The organism is Cupriavidus sp. H39 (genome assembly GCF_050271075.1).
Lineage (GTDB): Bacteria > Pseudomonadota > Gammaproteobacteria > Burkholderiales > Burkholderiaceae > Cupriavidus > Cupriavidus necator_B.
In genome coordinates, this window is sequence record NZ_CP189848.1 from 2,934,718 (window position 1) to 2,955,268 (window position 20,551).

18 protein-coding genes and 1 tRNA gene are annotated in these 20,551 nt (G+C 67.3%); 14 read left to right on the forward strand and 5 right to left on the reverse strand.

Annotated elements, in window-relative coordinates; genetic code table 11:
- Positions 1 to 382: 382 nt before the first annotated feature.
- From ubiD to ACOCMH_RS29005, 3 genes are all read left to right on the forward strand, one after another.
- Positions 383 to 1,909: a 4-hydroxy-3-polyprenylbenzoate decarboxylase gene (gene ubiD, locus ACOCMH_RS28995; RefSeq protein WP_427310808.1), complete on the forward strand. Its 1,527-nt coding sequence runs from the start codon at positions 383 to 385 to the stop codon at positions 1,907 to 1,909.
- Between the two features lie 128 nt (positions 1,910 to 2,037).
- The gene (locus ACOCMH_RS29000) at positions 2,038 to 4,062 is read left to right on the forward strand and encodes an acetoacetate--CoA ligase (protein ID WP_427310810.1); all 2,025 of its coding nucleotides are present in this window, start codon (positions 2,038 to 2,040) and stop codon (positions 4,060 to 4,062) included.
- Positions 4,063 to 4,088: 26 nt separating this feature from the next.
- Positions 4,089 to 4,991 carry an aldose epimerase gene (locus ACOCMH_RS29005; RefSeq protein ID WP_427310811.1) on the forward strand — a complete coding sequence of 301 codons (903 nt, stop codon included), beginning with the start codon at positions 4,089 to 4,091 and terminating at the stop codon, positions 4,989 to 4,991.
- A 36-nt stretch (positions 4,992 to 5,027) separates the two neighbouring features.
- Here the strand turns inward: ACOCMH_RS29005 and ACOCMH_RS29010 are convergent, their stop codons facing one another.
- The gene (locus tag ACOCMH_RS29010) at positions 5,028 to 5,405 is read right to left on the reverse strand and encodes a DUF5594 family protein (RefSeq protein ID WP_427310813.1); all 378 of its coding nucleotides are present in this window, start codon (positions 5,403 to 5,405) and stop codon (positions 5,028 to 5,030) included.
- Here ACOCMH_RS29010 and ACOCMH_RS29015 point away from each other — a divergent pair.
- The 3 genes from ACOCMH_RS29015 to trmB all read left to right on the forward strand — a co-directional run bounded on the left by ACOCMH_RS29015 (position 5,334) and on the right by trmB (position 6,806).
- The gene (locus ACOCMH_RS29015; protein WP_427313409.1) at positions 5,334 to 5,822 is read left to right on the forward strand and encodes a hypothetical protein; all 489 of its coding nucleotides are present in this window, start codon (positions 5,334 to 5,336) and stop codon (positions 5,820 to 5,822) included. The genes ACOCMH_RS29010 and ACOCMH_RS29015 overlap by 72 nt on opposite strands.
- Before the next feature lie 60 nt (positions 5,823 to 5,882).
- Positions 5,883 to 5,957, forward strand: a tRNA-Gly gene (locus ACOCMH_RS29020).
- A 66-nt stretch (positions 5,958 to 6,023) separates the two neighbouring features.
- On the forward strand, positions 6,024 to 6,806 hold the full coding sequence (trmB, locus tag ACOCMH_RS29025) for a tRNA (guanosine(46)-N7)-methyltransferase TrmB (RefSeq protein ID WP_427310815.1): 783 nt from the start codon (positions 6,024 to 6,026) through the stop codon (positions 6,804 to 6,806).
- A gap of 70 nt (positions 6,807 to 6,876) precedes the next feature.
- On the opposite strand, the gene ACOCMH_RS29030 is transcribed toward trmB, so the two are convergent.
- From ACOCMH_RS29030 to ACOCMH_RS29040, 3 genes are all read right to left on the reverse strand, one after another.
- A complete protein-coding gene (locus ACOCMH_RS29030) occupies positions 6,877 to 7,758 on the reverse strand; it encodes an undecaprenyl-diphosphate phosphatase (protein ID WP_427313390.1) in 882 nt (293 codons plus the stop codon).
- 79 nt (positions 7,759 to 7,837) lie between these two features.
- Positions 7,838 to 8,398 (reverse strand): DUF1439 domain-containing protein, encoded by a 561-nt coding sequence (locus ACOCMH_RS29035; protein WP_427310817.1) that lies wholly within the window; start codon positions 8,396 to 8,398, stop codon positions 7,838 to 7,840.
- 40 nt (positions 8,399 to 8,438) lie between these two features.
- Positions 8,439 to 8,735 carry a YkgJ family cysteine cluster protein gene (locus ACOCMH_RS29040; RefSeq protein WP_427310819.1) on the reverse strand — a complete coding sequence of 99 codons (297 nt, stop codon included), beginning with the start codon at positions 8,733 to 8,735 and terminating at the stop codon, positions 8,439 to 8,441.
- 260 nt (positions 8,736 to 8,995) lie between these two features.
- Here ACOCMH_RS29040 and ACOCMH_RS29045 point away from each other — a divergent pair, with 260 nt between their 5' ends.
- The 6 genes from ACOCMH_RS29045 (at position 8,996) to ACOCMH_RS29070 (ending at position 16,868) form a co-directional block, all read left to right on the forward strand.
- Complete coding sequence (locus ACOCMH_RS29045) at positions 8,996 to 9,820, forward strand: TetR/AcrR family transcriptional regulator (RefSeq protein WP_427310820.1); 825 nt, start codon at positions 8,996 to 8,998, stop codon at positions 9,818 to 9,820.
- A complete protein-coding gene (locus tag ACOCMH_RS29050; protein ID WP_427310822.1) occupies positions 9,817 to 10,926 on the forward strand; it encodes an efflux RND transporter periplasmic adaptor subunit in 1,110 nt (369 codons plus the stop codon). The genes ACOCMH_RS29045 and ACOCMH_RS29050 overlap by 4 nt, the downstream gene beginning before the upstream one ends.
- Positions 10,927 to 10,946: 20 nt before the next feature.
- Positions 10,947 to 14,183, forward strand: a complete 3,237-nt coding sequence (locus tag ACOCMH_RS29055) for an efflux RND transporter permease subunit (RefSeq protein WP_427310824.1) — start codon at positions 10,947 to 10,949, stop codon at positions 14,181 to 14,183.
- 113 nt (positions 14,184 to 14,296) lie between these two features.
- Positions 14,297 to 14,950 (forward strand): protein-L-isoaspartate O-methyltransferase family protein, encoded by a 654-nt coding sequence (locus ACOCMH_RS29060; RefSeq protein ID WP_427310826.1) that lies wholly within the window; start codon positions 14,297 to 14,299, stop codon positions 14,948 to 14,950.
- Between the two features lie 12 nt (positions 14,951 to 14,962).
- Entirely contained in the window at positions 14,963 to 15,286 is a 324-nt protein-coding gene (locus ACOCMH_RS29065) for a rhodanese-like domain-containing protein (protein ID WP_306853572.1), read from the forward strand.
- Positions 15,287 to 15,362: 76 nt separating this feature from the next.
- Positions 15,363 to 16,868, forward strand: coding sequence for a TolC family outer membrane protein (locus ACOCMH_RS29070; protein ID WP_427310827.1), 1,506 nt, complete (start codon positions 15,363 to 15,365; stop codon positions 16,866 to 16,868).
- 77 nt (positions 16,869 to 16,945) lie between these two features.
- Here ACOCMH_RS29070 and ACOCMH_RS29075 read toward each other — a convergent pair whose 3' ends face one another.
- The gene (locus ACOCMH_RS29075) at positions 16,946 to 17,770 is read right to left on the reverse strand and encodes a DUF4377 domain-containing protein (RefSeq protein WP_427310829.1); all 825 of its coding nucleotides are present in this window, start codon (positions 17,768 to 17,770) and stop codon (positions 16,946 to 16,948) included.
- 398 nt (positions 17,771 to 18,168) lie between these two features.
- Between ACOCMH_RS29075 and ACOCMH_RS29080 the strand changes: the two genes are divergently transcribed.
- Together ACOCMH_RS29080 and ACOCMH_RS29085 are read left to right on the forward strand one after the other, a co-directional pair.
- The gene (locus tag ACOCMH_RS29080; protein ID WP_427310831.1) at positions 18,169 to 19,458 is read left to right on the forward strand and encodes an O-antigen ligase family protein; all 1,290 of its coding nucleotides are present in this window, start codon (positions 18,169 to 18,171) and stop codon (positions 19,456 to 19,458) included.
- Between the two features lie 50 nt (positions 19,459 to 19,508).
- A complete protein-coding gene (locus ACOCMH_RS29085) occupies positions 19,509 to 20,546 on the forward strand; it encodes a glycosyltransferase family 4 protein (protein ID WP_427313391.1) in 1,038 nt (345 codons plus the stop codon).
- Positions 20,547 to 20,551: the final 5 nt, after the last annotated feature.

Below are 20,551 nucleotides of genomic sequence, written 5' to 3' on the forward strand. Positions count from 1 at the left end.
GACTTTCTGGCACGTTCTTTTGATGTGCACCCCTTGACACAGGGGGAAAATCCATGTTGCGACGCAACACTCCATAGAGCAGACCGGATTGTAGGAACGGTGTTATATCACGTCAAGAATAAAGATTGTGAAATACAAAACTTTCAGTTATTTGTAACAAGCCGACACGCGTCGATCCGGCATCACTCGCCCGCCCGCAAACGCAGGCGTGGCCTTGGCTAGCCGCGACAAGTCCCGCCCACGGACGGACAAAAAACTTACAATTTCCGCGGCACCGGCCTGGCGATTTTTTTGCCGGTGCCCGGGGGAATGTGTATCGTCACCGACTTGACCGCTGCCTCCCCGGAACCCGTGCGGATGCCGCACCACAACAGAATTCATCATGCAATACAAAGACTTGCGCGATTTCATCGGCCAGCTGGAAGGTATCGGCGAGCTGCGGCGCATCGCGCGGCCGGTGTCGCCCAACCTGGAAATGACCGAAATCTGCGACCGCCTGCTGCGTGCCGGCGGCCCCGCGGTTGTCTTCGAGCAGCCTGCGGGCGCCCCCCATGGCGACATCTATAGCGTGCCGGTGCTGGCCAATCTGTTCGGCACGACACGCAGAGTCGCATTTGGCATGGGCGCCGAATCGATGGAAGACCTGCGCGACATCGGCCGGGTCCTGTCGGCGCTGAAGGAACCGGAGCCGCCGCGCGGGCTTCGCGAGGCCGGCAAGCTCTTCACGCTGGCCAAATCCGTGTGGGACATGGCACCGAAGCGCGTCAGCAGCCCGGCCTGCCAGGAGGTGGTGTGGGAAGGCAACGACGTCGACCTGGCGCGCCTGCCGATCCAGACCTGCTGGCCGGGCGACGCCGCGCCGCTGATCACCTGGGGCCTGGTGGTGACCAAGGGCCCGCACAAAAAGCGGCAGAACCTGGGCATCTACCGCCAGCAGGTGATCGGCCGCAACCAGGTCATCATGCGCTGGCTGGCGCACCGCGGCGGCGCGCTCGACTTCCGCGAGCATGCACTGGCCAACCCGGGCAAGCCGTTCCCGATCGCGGTAGCGCTGGGCGCCGACCCCGCCACCATCCTGGGCGCGGTGACGCCGGTGCCCGATACGCTGTCCGAATACCAATTCGCCGGCCTGCTGCGCGGCAGCCGCACCGCGCTGGCGGGCTGCCTGACGCCGACGCTGTCCGAACTGAGCGTGCCGGCCTCGGCGGAGATCGTGCTGGAAGGCCATATCCAGCCCGACCCCGACCACCCGTCCGGCTACCAGCATGCGCTGGAAGGCCCGTTCGGCGACCACACCGGCTATTACAACGAGCAGGACTGGTTCCCGGTGTTCACCATCGACCGCATCACCATGCGGCGCGACCCGATCTACCACTCCACCTACACCGGCAAGCCGCCCGACGAGCCGGCCGTGCTGGGCGTGGCGCTGAACGAGGTGTTCGTGCCGCTGCTGCAGAAGCAGTTCCCCGAAATCACCGACTTCTACCTGCCGCCCGAGGGCTGCAGCTACCGCATGGCGCTGGTGCGGATGAAAAAGCAGTACGCCGGGCATGCCAAGCGCGTGATGTTCGGCGTGTGGAGCTTCCTGCGGCAGTTCATGTATACGAAGATCATCGTGGTGGTCGACGACGATGTCGACGTGCGCGACTGGAAGGAAGTGATCTGGGCCATCACCACCCGCGTCGACCCCAGCCGCGACACCGTGCTGGTCGACAACACGCCGATCGATTACCTCGATTTCGCCTCGCCGGTGTCGGGCCTGGGCTCCAAGATGGGCATCGACGCCACCGACAAGTGGCCGGGCGAAACCACCCGCGAATGGGGCACGCCGATCGCCATGGATGCGGCGGTCAAGGCCAAGGTCGACAGCCTGTGGGAAACGCTGTTCGAGCACCCAGGCAAGCGCTGACGGCCGCAGGCAGGCGCCTGAATCCAACCGCCGTTATCATGTCACGCTGATGCCGGGCGCCCGCAAGGCGCTCGCAGCCAACCATCGCACCATCCGATGCCCGCGGCAGACGGGCGCAAGGAGGAGACATGACGACCGCCGCCCCGCTCGCCGAAGGCAACCTGATGTGGACGCCGTCCGAGGCGTTCCGCGACAGCAGCCAGATCGCGCGCTTCATGCGCTGGCTGCGTGACGAACGCGGCCTGGCCTTTGACGACTACGACAGCCTGTGGCAGTGGTCGGTCACCGAGCTGGAAGCGTTCTGGGACGCCGTGCGCGCCTACTTCGACGTGCACTTCGACACCCCGGCCACGCAAGTGCTGGACCGGCGCACCATGCCCGGCGCACGCTGGTTCGACGGCGCCACGCTGAACTACGTGCAGCAGGTGTTCCGCCACGCCGGCACCGGCAGCGAGCGCCAGCGTACCGCCATCCGCCATGCCGGCGAGGCGCAGCCGCTGGCCGATATCAGCTGGCACGCGCTCGAGGCGCAAGTGGCGTCGCTGGCGCATGCGCTGCGCCAGATGGGCGTGCAGCGCGGCGACCGCATCGCCGGTTATCTCCCGAATATCCCCGCCACCGTGGTCGCCTTCCTGGGCACCGCCAGCGTGGGCGCGGTCTGGTCCGGCTGCGCGCCGGACATGGGCCAGGTGGCGGTGGCCGACCGTTTCCGCCAGATCGAGCCCAAGGTGCTGATCGCCGTCGACGGCTACCGCTACGGCGGCAAGGTCTACGACCGTGCGCCGGTGCTGGCCGAGCTGGTCGCTGCCCTGCCCTCGCTGACCGACCTGGTGCTGGTGCCGCAAACCGGCAGCATCGCCGCGCCGCCCGCCGGCGTGCGCGTCCACGCCTGGCAGGAAGTGCTGGCGCACGACGTGCCGCTGGCGATCGAACCGGTGCCGTTCGACCATCCGCTGTGGATCGTCTACTCGTCCGGCACCACCGGCATGCCCAAGCCGATCGTGCATGGCCATGGCGGCATCGTCATCGAGCAGCTCAAGCTGATGGCGTTCCACAACAACCTGGGCCCGGACGATGTATTCCACTGGTACAGCAGCAGCGGCTGGATCATGTGGAACGCGCAGGTGGCGGGGCTGCTGCTGGGCACCACCATCGCGCTCTACGATGGCAACCCGGCCTGGCCGGACGCGGGCGTGCTGTGGCGCTTTGTCGACGATGCCGGCGTGACGCTGTTCGGCGCCGGCGCGGCCTTCTTCACCAACTGCATGAAGGCCGGCATCGAGCCGGCGCGCATCGCCGACGTGTCGCGCCTGCGCGGGCTGGGCTCGACCGGCTCGCCGCTGCCCGTCGAGGCTTACGATTGGGTCTACCGCCATGTGCGCGAATACCTCTGGCTGGTGCCAATGTCCGGCGGCACCGACTTCGCCGGCTCTTTCGTCGCCGGCTGCCCGCTGCTGCCGGTCTACTCTGGCGAGATGCAGTGCCGCTGCCTGGGCGCCAAGGTGGAAGCCTTCGACGACCACGGCCAGCCGCTGCTCGATGCGGTCGGCGAACTGGTCTGCACCGAGCCGATGCCGTCGATGCCGCTCTACCTGTGGGGCGACACCGACGGCAAGCGCTACCGCGACAGCTATTTCGACACCTACCCGGACGTATGGCGGCATGGCGACTGGATCAAGATCACCAGGCGCGGCGGCGCGGTGATCTACGGGCGTTCCGATGCCACCATCAACCGCCACGGCATCCGCATGGGCACCAGCGAGCTGTACCGCGTGGTCGAAGACCTGCCTGAGGTGCTCGACAGCATGGTGGTCGACCTGGAATACCTGGGCCGCGAATCGTACATGCCGCTGTTCGTGGTGCTGCGCGAAGGTGTGGTGCTGGATGACGCGCTGCGCGACTCGCTGCGCGCGCGCATCCGCAGCGCGCTGTCGTCGCGCCACGTGCCCAACGAGATCGTGCAGGCACCGGGCGTGCCGCGCACGCTGTCGGGCAAGAAGATGGAGGTGCCGATCAAGAAGCTGCTGCTGGGCCATGCGCCGCAGAGCATCGCCAACCGTGACGCCATGGCCAATCCCGACACGCTCGACTGGTATTTCGACTACGCCGCGCGCTTCCTCAAGGCGCGCCAGGCCGAATCGGCCACAACCTGAACGCAGGCGCTTACACCCTCCACGCCATGCAAAACCAACCAACCGAAGACTTCCAGGGCCAGCCGCTGGTGCGGATAGGCCACGCCGATTCCTATCTGCTGCTGGCTCCCCAACACGGCGGGCGCCTGGTCCGCTGGGTGCACCACGGCCAGGACATCCTGTACTGGCCCGAGGCCGCCGACTGGAGCCGCCCGGCCAAGGTCCGCGGCGGCAACCCGCTGCTGTTCCCGTTTATCGGCCGGCATTTTGCCGAGGGCAAGCCCGGACAGTGGCAAGACGAGCAAGGGACGGTGCATACCCTCTCGCAGCATGGCTTTGCGCGCGACCTGCCCTTCGACGTCAGCGCCCTCGACCCACAGTCCACCATCACGATGACGCTGCGCGACAGCGCGGCCACCCGCGCCGGTTTCCCGTTTGCCTTCGCCTTCGATGCCGTCTACGCGTTGCTGCCCGACGGTTTGGAAGTCACGCTGCGCACCACCAATACTGGTACGCAGCGCCTGCCGTGCTATCCCGGCCACCACTTCTATTTCGCCCTGCCGTACGCACAGCGCGCCGCGGCGACGCTGGCGCTGCCGCGCGCGGAGCGCCTGCGCCAGCTGCCGGATGGCAGGCCGGGCCCCGCGGAGCCGGGCGAGTCGACATACCGGCTGGACGATCCACGGCTGCAGGACACGTTCCACGTCTTCCGCGACAGCCCGTCCGCCATGCTGTCCATGCCAGGGCGCGAGATCCGCTTCGAGCTCGACCTGCCCGGCAGCGTGCCCTGGCATGCCGTGACCACCTGGTCTGAGAGCGAGACCTCCGACTTCTATTGCGTGGAACCGTGGGTGGGCCTGCCCGACGCCATCCATCACGGCCAGGGGTTGCGCTGGGTCGCGCCCGGCCAGACCGAAAGCGCGGTATGCCGGCTGCGCGTGGCGGGCTGATTCTGCCGTGGCCCTTGCCGTTGGCCAGAGGTCGGCTCAGTGCTCGAAATCGAGCCCGCCGATCAGGATCTGCGGATCGGCCTGCGACAGCGAGCGGAAATCGATGCCGCGCGGCTCCTGCCACGCCCGCAGCTTGGACGGCAGCGCCGACAGGTAGCCGGCAAAGCGGGCCTCGCCGCCGGCCGCGAACAGGCGCTGCACTTCCAGCCCGTCCCATGCCAGCGTGACATCGAGCGCATACGGGTGACGCCGCAGCTCCGGCGGGCCGTCTCCGGTCACGCGCAAGCGCGGCGCCAGCCCCGGCGCTTCGCCAGGCAGGGGTTGAAGTTGCACGCGCCGGAGTTGCTGGCCGATCGCATCGGCGATACGCGGCAGACATTCGGCGGCAAAGCGGGCAAAGAAGTCGGTGGTCAAGGTGGCGGCGTCCTGACGTGGCGGGAGGGGTGGCGGCGCACACAGGCGTACGCCATCGTGCCGGCCACTATACGCCGCGCCTCAAGCTGCGCGGTAGACGCGGAAACCCAGGCCCGGCGACGCGTCAACGCGACCGGTTCCGCCGCCAGCAGCGAGCGCAAACCCGACCTATCATTGCCAGCTATGGAGCCCTACAGGAACCTCAGCGGCGAATCAGGCGCCGTCGCCTACGAACTCGGCCCGGACTATATCCGGGTCCAGTTTGCCGACGGCCGCGTCTACACCTATGACTACCGCAGCACCGGCCGCGGCGAGGTTGAACAGATGAAGCGCCTTGCCCAAGCCGGACGCGGACTGTGCAGCTTTATCAGCCAGGTGGTCGGCAAGCATTTCGCCTACAAGGCCCCCAGGCGCTGATTAGGCCCCATAGGGCACTCGCTTGCGCTCCCCTGGGATCCCGCATAGAATGGCGGGTTCGCGGGCGTCGTATAATGGCTATTACCTTAGCTTCCCAAGCTAAAGACGTGGGTTCGATTCCCATCGCCCGCTCCACTTCCCGTCGAGACAAGCCGCCCTTGCCACCCTTACGGTGATCCGCCCGGCGGCTTTTTTGTTGCCATGCTTCCCCAAGACCCCAGCACCGGGCCGGCCGACGACGCCGCGCCCGCAGACAGCGCCGCACCGGCGCCCGCCCCCTCACCTGCCGATCCTGAAGGCGTTGCGCATCCACGCCGGATCCGTTCGTTCGTGCGCCGCGCCGGACGGACCTCGACCGGGCAGCAGCGCGCCATCGACGAAGTCGGGCCGCGCATGCTGGTGCCGTACGCGCCGCAACCGCTGGACTGGGAGGCGACCTTTGGCCGCCCGGCGCCGTCGATCCTGGAGATCGGCTTCGGCATGGGCGAGACCACCGCGCATATCGCCGGGCTGCGGCCGCAGGACAACTTCCTGGGCTGCGAGGTGCATGAGCCGGGCGTGGGCGCGCTGCTCAAGCTGATCGACGAGCGCGGCCTGTCCAATGTGCGGATCCTGCAGCACGATGCGGTCGAGGTGATCGCGCATATGCTGACCGACAACAGCCTCGACGGCGTGCACATCTACTTTCCGGACCCCTGGCACAAGAAGCGCCACAACAAGCGCCGGCTGGTGCAGCCGCCGCTGGTGAAGGTGCTGGCCGCGCGCCTGAAGCCGGGCGGCTATATCCACTGCGCGACCGACTGGGAAGAGTACGCTCACCAGATGGTCGAAGTGCTGTCGGCCGAGCCGCTGCTGGAGAACACTTCGGCGGCGCCGGATGGTTTCGCCGAGCGGCCCGATTACCGGCCGGTGACCAAGTTCGAGCGGCGCGGCGTGCGGCTGGGGCACGGCGTGTGGGACGTGGTGTTCCGCAAGCGCGCCTGAACGCCGACGGCGGAAAAACAAAAAGCGTGGCATCTGCCACGCTTTTTTATTGCCTGTGCCAACGCCCCGGTCAGGCGTGCCAGGACACCAGGCCGGTGTACGCGGTCACCAGCACCACGATGCCGAAGGCGATGCGGTACCACGCAAACGGCTTGAAGTCATGCGTGGCGACGAAACGCAGCAGCCAGCGCACGCACAGGAACGCGGACAGGAAGGCAAAGACAAAGCCGACCGCGAAAATGCCGAGGTCATCGGCGCTCAGCAGCCCGCGCGCCTTGTACAGTTCGTAGACCGTGGCGCCGAAGATCACCGGGATCGCCAGGAAGAAAGAAAACTCGGTGGCCACCTGCCGCGACAAGCCGAACAGCATGCCGCCGATGATGGTGGCACCAGAGCGCGAGGTCCCCGGCACCAGCGCGAAGCACTGCGCCAGCCCCACCTTGAGCGCGTCGCGCCAGTTCAGGTCATCGACCGACTCGATGCGCGGCGCGCCGGCCTTGGCGGCTTCCAGCAGCGCATTGCCCTGCGGATGCGAAACCGTGCCGCGGCGCGCGTCGCGCCATTCGGCCAGCAGGATCACCACGCCGCCAACGATAAAGGCCAGCGCCACCGAGATCGGGTTGAACAGATGGGCCTTGATCCATTTGCCGAAAATCAGCGCCAGCACGATGGCGGGTACTGAGGCGACGATCACGTTGACGGCAAAGCGCTGCGACAGCGGGTCGTCGCGCAGGCCGCGCACCACCTTGCCGATGCGCGCGCGGAACTCCCAGCAAACCGCCAGGATGGCGCCGAACTGGATCACGATCTCGAAGATCTTGCCCTTCTCGTCGTTGAAGTCGAGCAGCTGGCCGGCCAGGATCAGGTGGCCCGTGCTCGAAATGGGGAGAAACTCGGTCAGGCCTTCGACGATGCCGAGGATCACGGCCTTCAGGGCAAGTGCGATTTCCATGCGGAACGAAAGAAACGTAGTCACGGGCGTTGTCCGGCTGCGTGCTGGACCGCCTGCATTGTTGTTCGAGGCGCCCCGGTCAGGGGCGGTTGATCTTGACGTTGATACCGTCAGGCAAAACGGTGATTGTACCGGGCTCTACCTGCGTGCCGGCAAGGCGCAACTGGTCTTCGCGGAAGGTATAGAGCGGATAGCCCTGCAACAGCTGCTCGGCGAGGATGCCGCCCAGCGCGTTGAGCTGGCGCGCAAACTGCGCCGGCATGCCCTGTACGTCGAAGCGCTTCACCTCGGGATCCTGCAGCACCACCGAGCGGGTCGGCTCGTCATAGCGCAGCCCGCTGTCCAGCGCGAAGCGCCCGGTCAGGGCCTGGCTGAAGAACAGCTTGTTGTCGATGGTGGCGTCGAACTGCACGTTGACGCGGTTGCGCACAGAATCCAGCGTCAGCTGCGGATTGGCCAGCTGGATATCGAACAACTCCAGGTAGCGCTTGTTGAACGGAAACTTGCGTTCGAGCGCCGCCTGCAGCTGGCTTTGCGAAAAGGTGTATTCGCTGCGGAAGGCGCCGCAGGCAGCCAGCCCCACGGCCAGCGTGGCCGCGGCAGCCGCGGCGAGCCAGCGCCGTCGGGAAGTCCGGATCATATTGCCTCCGATTGCGGGATATCAGGAACCACTGCGGGCGTCATGCCGCGCCCTGGCCTATCACTGACGGCGCGGTCAGGATCTCGAGCCGGGCCAGCCATTGCAGCGCCGCTTCGCGGGAATCGCCGCACATCTCGGCCGACGGCTTCAAGCCGCCGCAGAATGCGGGCCGGTCGGGGCTGCCGAACACGGCGCAGCGCATGTCCGGCAGCAACTGCGCGCATGGCACACCCGCCGGCTTGCCGCCCGGCATGCCGGGCAGCGCCGAGGCGATCGACGGGGCGATACAGCAGGCGCCGCAGCCCGCGCGGCAGGAAAGGTCTGACCGGCAACTCATGACGAAGGTTCGGGATCGGTAACGGCCGAGGGCCGCCAGCACAAAGGCGACATTGTGCCCGAAGGGTTGATGGCGGCCTGTAAGAAAAGGAAAACGCCGTAAGCACGGCGGGGCGCCTATGCGCCATATCAATCACATTGAGACGGCGGCTCTGTTGCTTTCCTCCTGGCGCCGTCTGACTAATTGGCTGCGCTTGACCCCCTGTGAGGCCTCCTCTACATTACTGACCCACAAGTTATTAATTTTTTCGACGCCCCCTCGTGCCCCGCAGTCTTCGCAAACCCGCCGTGACCAAGCCAACCGCCGATCCGCACAAGGACGCCGACAGCCCGCGCTGGAGCCGGCGCAAGGCGGCGCGGCCCCACGAGTTGGTAGCGGCGGCGCTCGACCTGTTCGTCGAGCGTGGCTATGCCGCCACGCGGCTGGAAGACGTGGCCGCGGCGGCCGGCGTGTCCAAGGGCACGGTCTATCTCTACTTCGCCAACAAGGAAGAGCTGTTCAAGTCCGTGGTGCGCGAGAACCTGGTGCCAGCCCTGGCGCGCGGCGCCGACCTGGTCGATGCCTACCAGGGCAGCACGCCCGAGCTGTTGCGCGAACTGCTGCGCGGCTGGTGGGGAATGATCGGCGCCACGCCGGTGGCGGGGCTGACCAAGCTGATCATGGCGGAGTCGGCTAACTTTCCCGACATCGCCCGCTTCTATAACCAGGAAGTGATGGTGCCGGGCGACGAGCTGTTCGCCAAAGTGCTGGCGCGCGGCGTGGCGCGCGGCGAATTCCGCCCGCTGCCGGCCAATCCCACCACCACGCTGATCTGCGCGCCGCTGGTATTCCTGATGATGTGGCAGCGCGCACTGCGCGCCACCGCCGAGAAGGACATCGACCCCGAGGCCTTCCTCGATGGCCTGCTCGACACGCTGCTGTTCGGACTGACCGCCGGCGAAGCCCGCAACCGGCCGCTGCCGCCGCAGCACGGTCCTTATATCTGGGAAGTGATCCGCGACGATATGCTGGCGCAACGCGCCGCCGCGATGGCCGCCGAGGCCGGGCCCGCCCCCTCCGCGCCGCAACCCGGCACCCCGACATGAAGCGAAAGACCCTGCTGATCGGCGCCGCCTGCCTGGCCCTGGCGCTGAGCGCCACGGTCGCGGTGCGCAAGGCCGGCAGCGCGCGCCAGCCGCAAGCGGCGGCACCGGCCGCCAATATCGTGGAGTTCCTGCAGACCGACCTGGTCCGCGTGGCACGCCAGGACCTGCAGTTGTCGCTGCCGCTGTCGGGCAGCCTGCGTGCGCTGAACCAGGCCTCGGTCAAGGCCAAGGTCTCGGGCGAGGTAAAGCAGGTGCTGGTACGCGAAGGCGAGCCGGTACGCGCCGGCCAGGTGATCGTGCGCATCGACCCGGCCGAATACGAGGCCCGCGTCGCGCAGGCGCGCGGGCAGATGCTGGCCGCGCGCGGCCAGTTCGAGAATTCGCGCCAGACCTGGGAACGCAACCGCGAGCTGGTCGACAAGGGCTTTATTTCGAAGACCGCCTTCGACAAGTACCAGTCCGACCTGGCGGTCGCCCGCGCCAACCTTGACGCCGCCGAAGGCGGGCTGGCGGTGGCGCAGAAGGCGCTGGCCGACACCGTGGTCAAGGCGCCGCTCGACGGCATGGTGGCCGCGCGCAAAGCGCAGCCGGGTGAGAAAGTCTCGCCCGATACGCGCCTGGTCGATGTGGTCGACCTGCGCGTGCTGGAGCTGGAAGCGCCGATCCCGATGGCGGACGTGGCGCGCGCCGCGGTGGGCCAGCCGGTGGCGCTGGAAGTGGAAGGCGCCGGCCGCTTTACCGGCAAGCTGGTGCGTATCAATCCGGCCGTCAGCGAGGGCACGCGCAGCATCATGGTCTACATCCGGGTCGAGAATGCCGACCAGCTGCTGCGCGCGGGCATGTTCGCGCGCGGCGCGCTGGTGCTGGGCCAACGCGCCGGCGTGGTCGCGGTGCCGGCCTCGGCGGTGCGCACCGAGGGCGAACGCGCCTTCGTCTATGCGATCGAGCGCGACACGCTGGCGGAACGCCCGGTGCAGCTTGGCCTGCGCGACGAAGCCGGCGGCATGGTGGAAATCGTCTCCGGGCTGGACGCCGGCGCCGAGATCGTGCGCAACAACCTCGGCACGCTGCGCAGCGGCAGCCAGGTCAGGCGCGTCAAGGCCTGACGGTGTAAAGGACGCACGCCATGTGGTTCACCCGCCTGTCGATCCGCAACCCGGTGCTGGCCACCATGATGATGATGGCCTTCATCGTGGTGGGGCTGTTCTCTTACCAGCGGCTGCCGGTCGACCAGTTTCCCGACATCACCTTCCCGGTCGTGGTGGTGCAGACCGAATACCCGGGCGCCGCGCCGGAGTCGGTGGAGTCCGACGTCACGCGCAAGGTCGAGGAGATCGTCAACACCATCTCCGGCATCGACGAGATCTTTTCGCACTCCTACCAGGGCACCTCGGTCGTCGTGATCAAGTTCGACCTGAGCGTCGATGTCGGCCAGGCCGCGCAGGACGTGCGCGACAAGATTGCGCTGATCCGCCCGCAGTTCCGCGACGAGGTCAAGGAACCGCGCGTGCTGCGCTATGACCCGTCGGACGCGCCAATCTTCTATCTGTCCGTTTCCAACGCGCCGGGCGCCAGCCGCAGCCAGCGCGAGCTGACCACCATCGCCGACCAGATCGTGCGCAAGCGGCTGGAAACCGTGCGCGGCGTGGGCGCCATCAATATTGTGGGCGGCACCAGGCGCGAGGTCGAGATCCGCATCCGGCCGGCGCAACTGGAAGCGCTGGGCATCGGCGTCGACCAGGTGATGAACGCGATCCGCAACGAGAACCAGGAGCTGCCCGCGGGCGAACTGCGTTCCTCGGCGACGGAAACCGTGGTGCAGATCAAGGGCCGCGTGCCCACGCCGGATGCGTTCCGCCAGATCATCGTGGCGCGCCGCGCCGGCCAGCCGGTGACGCTGGGCGAGATCGCCGACGTGCGCGACGGCGAGGAAGAGCAGGAAAGCCTGGCGCTGCTCGACGGCAAGCGCGCGCTGTTCCTGTCGGTGGTGAAGGCGCAGGGCCAGAACACCGTCGACACCGTCGACGGCCTGGTGCGCATGACCGAGGAAACACGCAAGCTGGTGCCGGCCGGCGTGCAGCTGAACGTGGTCAATGACACCGCGCGCGGCATCCGCAGCAGCGTGAAGGAAGTGCGCTCGACGCTGCTGGAAGGCGCCTTCCTGACCGTGGCGATCGTGTTCCTGTTTCTCGGCTCGTGGCGCAGCACGGTGATTACCGGGCTGACGCTGCCGATCGCGCTGATCGGCACCTTCGGCGTGATGTACCTGTGCGGGTTCACCCTGAACGTGATCACGCTGATGGCGCTGTCGCTGTGCGTGGGCCTGCTGATCGACGATGCCATCGTGGTGCGCGAGAACATCGTGCGCCACAACCTGATGGGCAAGGACCACCGCAGCGCGGCGCTGGACGGCACCAACGAGATCGGGCTGGCGGTGCTGGCCACCACCTTCTCGATCGTCGCGGTGTTCCTGCCGGTCGGCTTCATGGGCGGCATCATCGGGCGCTTCTTCCACCAGTTCGGCATCACCGTGGTGGCGGCGGTGCTGATCTCGATGTTCGTCTCGTTCACGCTGGATCCGATGCTGTCATCGGTCTGGCATGACCCGGACCTGCACGGCACCGGCAACAAGACCAGCTGGTACGGGCGCACCGTGGGGCGGCTGCTGGACTGGTTCTCGGCAAAAATGGACAAGCTCGGCGACGGCTATGCCGGCATGCTGGGCTGGGCGCTGAAGCATCGGCTGGCGACCGCCATCATCGCCGCCGCGACCTTCTTCGGCAGCTTTGCGCTGGTGCCGCTGATCGGCACGGAGTTCGTCCCCAATGCGGACCTCGGCGAGACCCAGGTCGGTTTCACCACGCCGGTCGGCACCTCGCTCGACGTCACCGAAGCCAAGGTGCGGCAGGTGGAAGCCGCGCTGAAGGCCTTTCCCGAAGTGGCCTACACCTACGCCACCATCAACTCGGGCAATGCCTCGGGCCGCAACAACGCGCTGGTGTCGGTGCGACTGACCGAGCGGCGGGCGCGCGCGCTGTCCACCGCGCAGCTCAACCCGCTGATCCGCCAGCGCCTGGCCGGCATTGCCGGCATCACGCTGACCATGGTGGGCATGCCCGACGGCGCCGGCAGCCAGAAGGCGATCCAGGTGTCGATCCAGGGCGACGACCTGGACGAGCTGCGGCGCCTGTCGCGCGAAGCCAGCGCGCGCATGGCGGCGATCCGCGGCCTGACCGACCTGGATTCGAGCATGAAGGACGACCGCCCCACCATCGAGGTCCGGATCCGGCGCGAGCTGGCGTCGGACCTGGGCGTGGGCGTGGCGCAGATCGGCAATGCCCTGCGTCCGCTGCTGGCCGGCGACGCCATCAGCTCCTGGCGCGCGCCGGACGACGAGAACTATGACGTGCGCGTGCGCCTGCCCAAGGACGCGCGCACCGGCATGGCCGACCTCAGCGCGCTGATGATCGCCAGCAGCCACGCCAATGCCGACGGCTCGCCGAAGATGGTGCCGTTGCGCCAGATCGCCGAGCTGGTGCCGACCACCGGCGCCAACCAGATCAGCCGGCGCGACCTGAACCGCGAAGTCGAGCTGACCGCCAACGTGGCCGGACGCTCGGCCGGCGAAGTCGCGCGCGACGTCAAGGCCGCGCTCGACGGCGTGAACTGGCCCGCCGGCTACAAGTACCGCTTCGGCGGCTCGACCAAATCGATGAACGAGTCGTTCGGCTACGCCGTGTCGGCGCTGGCGCTGGCGGTGATCTTCATCTACATGATCCTGGCCTCGCAGTTCGGCAGCTTCTTCCAGCCGGTCGCCATCATGACCTCGCTGCCGCTGACGCTGGCCGGCGTGTTCGCCGCGCTGCTGCTGTTCGGCTCGACCCTGAACATGTTCTCGATCATCGGCTTCATCATGCTGATGGGGCTGGTGACAAAGAATGCGATCCTGCTGGTGGACTTCGCCAACCAGGCGCGGCAGGGCCATGTGGACGGCGGGGACGGCCGCCAGCCGCTGTCGCGCGAGGCGGCCCTGGTCGAAGCCGCGCGCGTGCGGCTGCGCCCGATCCTGATGACGACGCTGGCGATGATCTTCGGCATGGTGCCGCTCGCCTTCAGCCTGGGCGAAGGCGCCGAGCAGCGCGCGCCGATGGGGCAGACCGTGATCGGCGGGATCATCACCTCGTCGATCCTGACGCTGGTGGTGGTGCCGGTGATCTATACGTATCTTGATGATTTCGGCGCATGGCTGCGCCGGCTGTGCCAGGGCCAGCCCGCCGCCACGCCGGCAGCCCCCGCGCAGGCCGGGCCCGGCCGGCCCGCGGCATCCGACCGTCCGGCCCCGGCTGAGGCCAGCGCGGAATGAGCCCGCGGGCGCCTGCAAGGTTAAAATAACGGGTTTGATAAGACTGTCCGGCCGTGGCACCGCGCGGCCGGCGCACAGACCGACAGCGGTTGGCATTGGTAAGGAATGGCAAGATGGATCTCGAAAAAGCCCGATTCAACATGATCGAACAGCAAATCCGCCCGTGGGACGTGCTGGACCAGGAAATCCTGGACCTGCTGGCGGTGGTCAAGCGGGAGCAGTTCGTCCCACCCGCGTACGCCTCGCTGGCGTTCGTCGACATGGAGATTCCGCTGCCCGCCGGGCAGAACATGCTGGCGCCGCGCGTCGAGGCCCGCATCCTGCAGGACCTGGCGGTGCGCAAGCATGAAACCGTGCTGGAAATCGGCGCCGGCTCCGGCTACATGGCCGCGCTGCTGGCCAACCGCGCCCGCCACGTGCTGACCGTCGACATCGTGCCCGAGCTGGTCGAGCTGGCCCGCACCAACCTGGCCAATGCCGGCGTCACCAACGTCGACGTCGCCGAAGGCAATGCCGCCGACGGCTGGGGCGCCGCCGCGCCGTACGACGTGATCTGCATCTCGGGCTCGCTGCCGGCGATCCCGCCGTCGATCCTGGCGCAGGTGAAGGTGGGCGGGCGCATCGCCGCCTTTGTCGGCGAACTGCCGGTGATGGAGGCACGCCTGGTCACGCGCGTGTCCGAGACCGAATACCAGGTCGTCAACCTGTTCGAAACCGCGATCAAGCCCCTGCAGGGCGCGGCGCGGCCGTCGCAGTTCCAGTTCTGAGGACACATCACCATGCAGGTCATCCAAGCGACCGAACTGGCCCAGTGGCTGGCCGATGCCAGCCGCGCCAAGCCGGTCCTGCTCGACGTGCGTGAAGGCTGGGAGGTGCAGACCTGCGCCCTGCCCGGCATCACCCACATCCCGATGCGCGACATCCCGGCGCGCGCGGCCGAACTCGACGAAGACGCCGACATTGTCTGCATCTGCCATCACGGCGCACGCAGCATGCAGGTGGCGGCCTACCTGGAGCGCCAGGGCTACGCCAGGGTCTACAACCTGACCGGCGGCGTCGACGCCTGGGCCAGCCAGGTCGACCCCGCCATGCCGAAGTACTGAAGCGGCAGGCCAGCACAGCAACACGAAAAAAAAACGACTGTCGGCCGCGGCACCGCCGCGCCCACCTGGAGGTGTCATGACGTTTGCGCCCAACGCCCAGCCCGGAGCGACCCGGACGCGCCTGGCGATCGCGGTTTCCCTGCTGGCCCCGCTGCTGGCCGTGCTGCCCGCGGCGCCGGCCGGCGCGGCCGACCTGCTGCAGGTCTACCGCGACGCGCAAGCCAACGACGCCCAGTTCGCCAGCGCGCGCGCGCAGCTGCTGGCCACGCGCGAGAAGCTGCCGCAGGGCCGCGCGGGCTTGCTGCCGCAGGTGGTCGGCACTGCGGGCGCCAATCGCACCAAGCTGGACCAGACCGCGTCGCTGCCGATCGGCGGCGCGCCCAGCGCCTCCGGCACGCGTTTCTTCAATAACAACAACTGGCAGCTGCAGCTGAGCCAGCCGCTGTTCCGCTGGGACCGCTGGGAAACCTACAAGCAGGGCGAGCTGGCCGCGCTGGCGGGCGAAGTCAGCTTCCACCAGGCCGAGCTCGACCTGATCACGCGCAGCGCGCAGGCCTACTTCGACGTGCTGGCGGCGCAGGACAACCTCTACCTCGCGCGCGCGCAGAAGAAAGCCATCTCCGAGCAGCTGGAACAGGCCAAACGCAATTTCGAGGTCGGCACCGCCACCATCGTCGACGCCAACGACGCCCAGGCCCGCTTCGACCTGGCCACCTCGACCGAGATCGCCGCGCAGAGCGACCTGGAAATCAAGCGCGCCACGCTGCAGCAGGTCACCGGCAAACCGGTCGACGAACTGCTGGGCCTGCGCCCGGAAGCCCCCATCCCCGGCCCGCAGCCGCCCGACGTCAACGCCTGGGCCGCGCAGGCCGAGACCAGCAACCTGCAGGTCAACCTGGCCAGCTACAACCTCGAGACCGCGCAGCGCGAAACCAACAAGGCCAAGGCGGGACACCTGCCGTCGGTCGACCTGGTGGCCTCGTACGGCTTCAACAACCAGACCGGCAGCGCCACGCAGGCGATCTCGACGCACTACAACGCCTCGCAGATCGGCGTGCAGCTGACCATGCCGATTTTCTCCGGCGGCCAGATCCAGTCGCGCGTGCGCGAGACCATCGCCCTGGCCGACAAGGCCGCCAGCGACCTGGAATTCGCCCGCCGCACCGCCGCGCAAACCGCGCGCCAGACCTACTCCGGCGTCTCCAACGGCCTGGCCCAGGTCAAGGCGCTGGAAGCGGCCGAACGCTCGGCCACCAGCGCGGTGGAATCCAACCAGCTTGGCTATGACGTGGGCGTGCGCATCAATATCGACGTGCTGAACGCCGAAGCGCAACTGTTCTCCACCCGCCGCGACCTGGCCAAGGCCCGCTACGACACCATCATGAACGGGCTGCGGCTGAAGGCCTCCACCGGCGTGCTGCAGGAAGCGGACGTGGTGCAGATCAACACCCTGCTGACTTCGTCGCCGGGCGCGCTGTACAAGCTGCCGGTGCCGGCGCAGGCTGGCGCGAAGGCCCAGGCAAACCCGCGCGCGACGGCGGACCGGCGCGACGCTGCGGCGAGCCGCAAGCCCCGCTCCTGAGCGAAGACGCAGACTGCCGGCCTTTGAATCCCCGCTTGGGTGCTCCCCTCTCCCGCCTGCGGGAGAGGGAGCACTGCCTACTTCGCGCGAGTGCGCGACTCCACGTTCAGCAACTGCCAGCGGATCGCCGACGCATCCGCCGGCGGATTCGGCACCTGGTATTCGCGCACGCGGAGCCTGTACGACACGCCCGGCTCGAAATCCAGCCCCTCGATCGGCCCATACCAAAGCTGCCACGGCGCCTCCGGCGACTCGCGCCAGCGGTAGCACGTCATCTTGCCCACGCCCGAGCACTCCACGCGCTGCGCGTCGATATAGACCGTCTTCTCCACGCCCGCGGCCTCCACGCGCGCGCCACGCTTGCCCACGCCTTCGCGCTCGACAAACTGCAGCAGATCGCCGTCCACGGTCTTCCAGATGATCTGCCGGCCGGTACTGCCCGCCGACGGCTGCGTGCCCACGGTGGCAAACGGCGTTTGCATCGCCTTCAGCAGCGCCGACTCCAGCGCCATGCGCGGCGGCGGGCAAGCCATGCGCGTGCCGGCGATGCGGTCGAAGCGGATGCCGGTATCGGTCTTGCCATAGCTGCCGGTAAAGCGATTGCAGCCACTGGTGCCGCTGACCGTGCCCTGTGCGGCATCGATGCCCTCGTTGAACTCGAAGATGATCGGCTGGCCGTTGTCACCGTGCGGGATCTCGCGCTGGGAGCCATCAGGCAGCTGCCAGCGCACTAGCTCCCAGCGGCTTGGGCCGGAGGGCTGGGTCTGGTTCAGGTTGGTGCCGGCCGAGGGAAGATTGGGTGCGGTCGCGGTGGTGCAGGCGCCCAGCATGGCTGCGACCAGCAAGGCGGCCGCGCCGCGGCCAACTGGCGCGAAGGAAATCAGGCGGTTACGGCTCTGCATGAAAACTCCTGTAGGGGCTGCCCAGGGGCAGCCGTATCGAGGCAAATTGGTGCGTCTGAATTCATGGATCTGAATTCATCGGTCTGAGTTCATGGGTCTGACAAACGGCATGCCGGAAAACGCACCCGCCATAGACCCTCAGTTTAACAAGCCGCCCCTGCCAAACCGCGGCCAAAGCGCCCTACACGGCACATACATCCTGTAACGGGCCGATACGCGCCTCCGGCTAGGATGCGGAACGTCAAAGAAATGCCACCGTGGCCATCCGATATAATCGCTTCGCCCCGCGCAGCAATGCCAGCACAGGGCACCGCTCCTCAGGAGGCGGCGACAATAATAAGACGGATGGAATGGCACGCATCGCAAGTGCACCAACCTTCCTCCGGAAACCTTTCTCCATGCTCTTGATGACGAGATTGCAAGGGTCCCTATGGTTGGGGATCGACAAAGCTCTGTACCTGAGCGCGTGTGTAGTCCTGGCGGCATTTCCCGCGCTGATGTTTGTCAAGCCGTCGCTCAGCAACACCTGCTTCGGACTGTTGCTGGGGTGGAGCGCTATCGCGCTGGCTTCCAGCGGGCGCGCGGGCGTGGCCGAATATGGCGCGATCCTGCGCCGGTACTGGCCCTTCATGCTGGCCATGGCGGCCCTGCCGCTGGCAGTGCTGATCCAGCAACTGGTGACCGGGGTCGATATCCCGCATGTTCCCTATCTTTACCTGCGTTTCGCGCTGTTCATCCCCCTGGTCATCGGCATGGTGCGCCTGGGCCGGCCCGGCATGCGGAGCATCCAGTGGGGGTTTGTTGCCTGTGCCCTGGTATCCGCCTTGTGGCTGCACGAAGTCGCCGCAGCCGGGCGCCCCAGCCACGTCGGCTTTTCCAATGTCATTCCTTTCGGCAACCTGGCCCTGCTGATGGGCATGCTCGCGGTGATTTCGATTGGATGGAACCGTCCCGGCGAGTATTTGCAAGCGGGCCTGAAACTGCTGGCTGGGTTCGCCGGCCTGTACGCCTCTTACATGAGCGGCACACGCGGCGGCTGGCTGGCCATTCCGGTGCTGGCTCTGATCGCGCTGGCGGCTTCGCGCAGATTGAAGCGGTGGCACAAGGCAGGGGTGCTGGCGGGATTGCTCGGGCTGATGGTGCTAGGCTGGTACAGCAGTGCGATGGTTCAGCAGCGGACGGCTGCGGTTGTATCGGAACTGTCTCAATCTGTTCAGCATGTAACTTCGGATACCTCGATCGGGGTCCGGTTGCAGCTCTGGCGGGCATCGCTCGAATTGATCCAGGCACACCCGTGGACCGGCGTAGGGCCGGAACACTTCGAGGCAGCCCTGCAGACCTTTGCCGCCCGGCACGTCATCACGCCGCTGGCCGCCACCATGCCGCATTCGCACAATGAGCTATTGCATGCGACAGCGACGCTTGGCATTCCAGGACTGCTGGCGATTCTTGCGCTTTACCTCGTGCCCGCCGCTTTCTTTCTGCGCCACCTTCGCGGAACCGATCGGGGCACGCGGGTCGCCAGCGCCATGGGCCTGGCGCTGTGCTGCGGCTTCATGGTGTTCGGGCTGACCGAGGTCATGTTCGCCACGACGCTGGTCAATGCTTTTTATAGCCTGGTCATGGCGTTTTGCTTCGCCTATGTTGTCGCGCGCCAGGCCAAGATGCCGGCGCCCATGGCGCCTTGAACCCGGGCGCGCAGCGTCATATCTGCTTCCTGACCGGCACCCTGAACGCGATGGCCGGCGCGGAACGGATGACCGCCACCATCGGGAACTCGCTGGCTGCGCTCGGACATCACGTCACCATCCTGAGCCTGTGGGACACCGCCAGCCAGTTTCCGTTGCACCCCGCGGTGCGGCATGAAGCGGTATTCGACCGGCGTCCGTCTTTCAAGCGCGCCTATTTCGCCACGCTGGCCGGCATCCGCAGGCACTGCATCGCGCATCGCATCGATGTACTGGTGCAGGTGGACACCATGCTGGAACTGTTCGTGCGACCCGCCACGCTCGGCCTGGGCCTGCACCATATCGCCTGGGAGCATTGCCACTTCGACGAGGACCTGGGCAAGCCGGCACGCAGGCTGGCGCGCCGGTTGGCGGCGCGATTCTGCCGGCAGGTCGTCGTGCTGACCGAGCGGGACCGCCACCGCTGGCTTGAAGCCCTGCGGCCGCGCAGCGAAGTCGTCTGCCTGCCAAATCCCCTGCCCTTTCCCATGCCGGCTGCACCGGCGCCGCGCGCGCACAAGACGGTGCTTGCAATGGGGCGGCTGGTGCCGGCCAAGGGATTCGACGTCCTGCTGCGCGCATGGCAGACCGTGGCAGCGGAAGAGCCGGAATGGCAACTGGTCGTCCATGGGGAAGGCGAGGAGCGTCCCGACCTGATGGCGTTGATCCGGGAGCTCGGGCTGCAAGGCAGCGCCAGCTTGCCGGGCGTTTGCCATGATCCGTTGCAGACCTATGGCCAGGCATCGGTCTTCTGCCTGAGTTCGCGCTATGAGGGATTCGGGCTGGTGCTGATCGAAGCCATGGCTTTCGGACTGCCGATCGTCTCGACCGATTGCGACACCGGACCGCGTGAGTTGCTCAGTCCGGGCGACGACGCACTGGTGGTCGCCACGGACAACGCCGATGCGTTGGCCGGTGCGTTGCTGACCGTGATCCGGCAACCCGAACTGGCGGCAAGTCTTGGCGCGAGCGGCCGCCACAAGGCCAGCGCGTTTGCGCTGGAACGCATTGCCCTGCAGTGGGATGGGCTGGTCAGGGCGCCGGGATAAGCGCC

Coding starts and splice junctions, on each gene's coding strand:
- ubiD (WP_427310808.1), top strand. CDS start 383: ATGCAATACAAAGACTTGCGCGATTTCATCGGCCAGCTGGAAGGTATC.
- ACOCMH_RS29000 (WP_427310810.1), top strand. CDS start 2,038: ATGACGACCGCCGCCCCGCTCGCCGAAGGCAACCTGATGTGGACGCCG.
- ACOCMH_RS29005 (WP_427310811.1), top strand. CDS start 4,089: ATGCAAAACCAACCAACCGAAGACTTCCAGGGCCAGCCGCTGGTGCGG.
- trmB (WP_427310815.1), top strand. CDS start 6,024: ATGCTTCCCCAAGACCCCAGCACCGGGCCGGCCGACGACGCCGCGCCC.
- ACOCMH_RS29030 (WP_427313390.1), bottom strand. CDS start 7,758: ATGGAAATCGCACTTGCCCTGAAGGCCGTGATCCTCGGCATCGTCGAA.
- ACOCMH_RS29035 (WP_427310817.1), bottom strand. CDS start 8,398: ATGATCCGGACTTCCCGACGGCGCTGGCTCGCCGCGGCTGCCGCGGCC.
- ACOCMH_RS29040 (WP_427310819.1), bottom strand. CDS start 8,735: ATGAGTTGCCGGTCAGACCTTTCCTGCCGCGCGGGCTGCGGCGCCTGC.
- ACOCMH_RS29050 (WP_427310822.1), top strand. CDS start 9,817: ATGAAGCGAAAGACCCTGCTGATCGGCGCCGCCTGCCTGGCCCTGGCG.
- ACOCMH_RS29055 (WP_427310824.1), top strand. CDS start 10,947: ATGTGGTTCACCCGCCTGTCGATCCGCAACCCGGTGCTGGCCACCATG.
- ACOCMH_RS29060 (WP_427310826.1), top strand. CDS start 14,297: ATGGATCTCGAAAAAGCCCGATTCAACATGATCGAACAGCAAATCCGC.
- ACOCMH_RS29065 (WP_306853572.1), top strand. CDS start 14,963: ATGCAGGTCATCCAAGCGACCGAACTGGCCCAGTGGCTGGCCGATGCC.
- ACOCMH_RS29070 (WP_427310827.1), top strand. CDS start 15,363: ATGACGTTTGCGCCCAACGCCCAGCCCGGAGCGACCCGGACGCGCCTG.
- ACOCMH_RS29075 (WP_427310829.1), bottom strand. CDS start 17,770: ATGCAGAGCCGTAACCGCCTGATTTCCTTCGCGCCAGTTGGCCGCGGC.
- ACOCMH_RS29080 (WP_427310831.1), top strand. CDS start 18,169: ATGCTCTTGATGACGAGATTGCAAGGGTCCCTATGGTTGGGGATCGAC.
- ACOCMH_RS29085 (WP_427313391.1), top strand. CDS start 19,509: ATGGCCGGCGCGGAACGGATGACCGCCACCATCGGGAACTCGCTGGCT.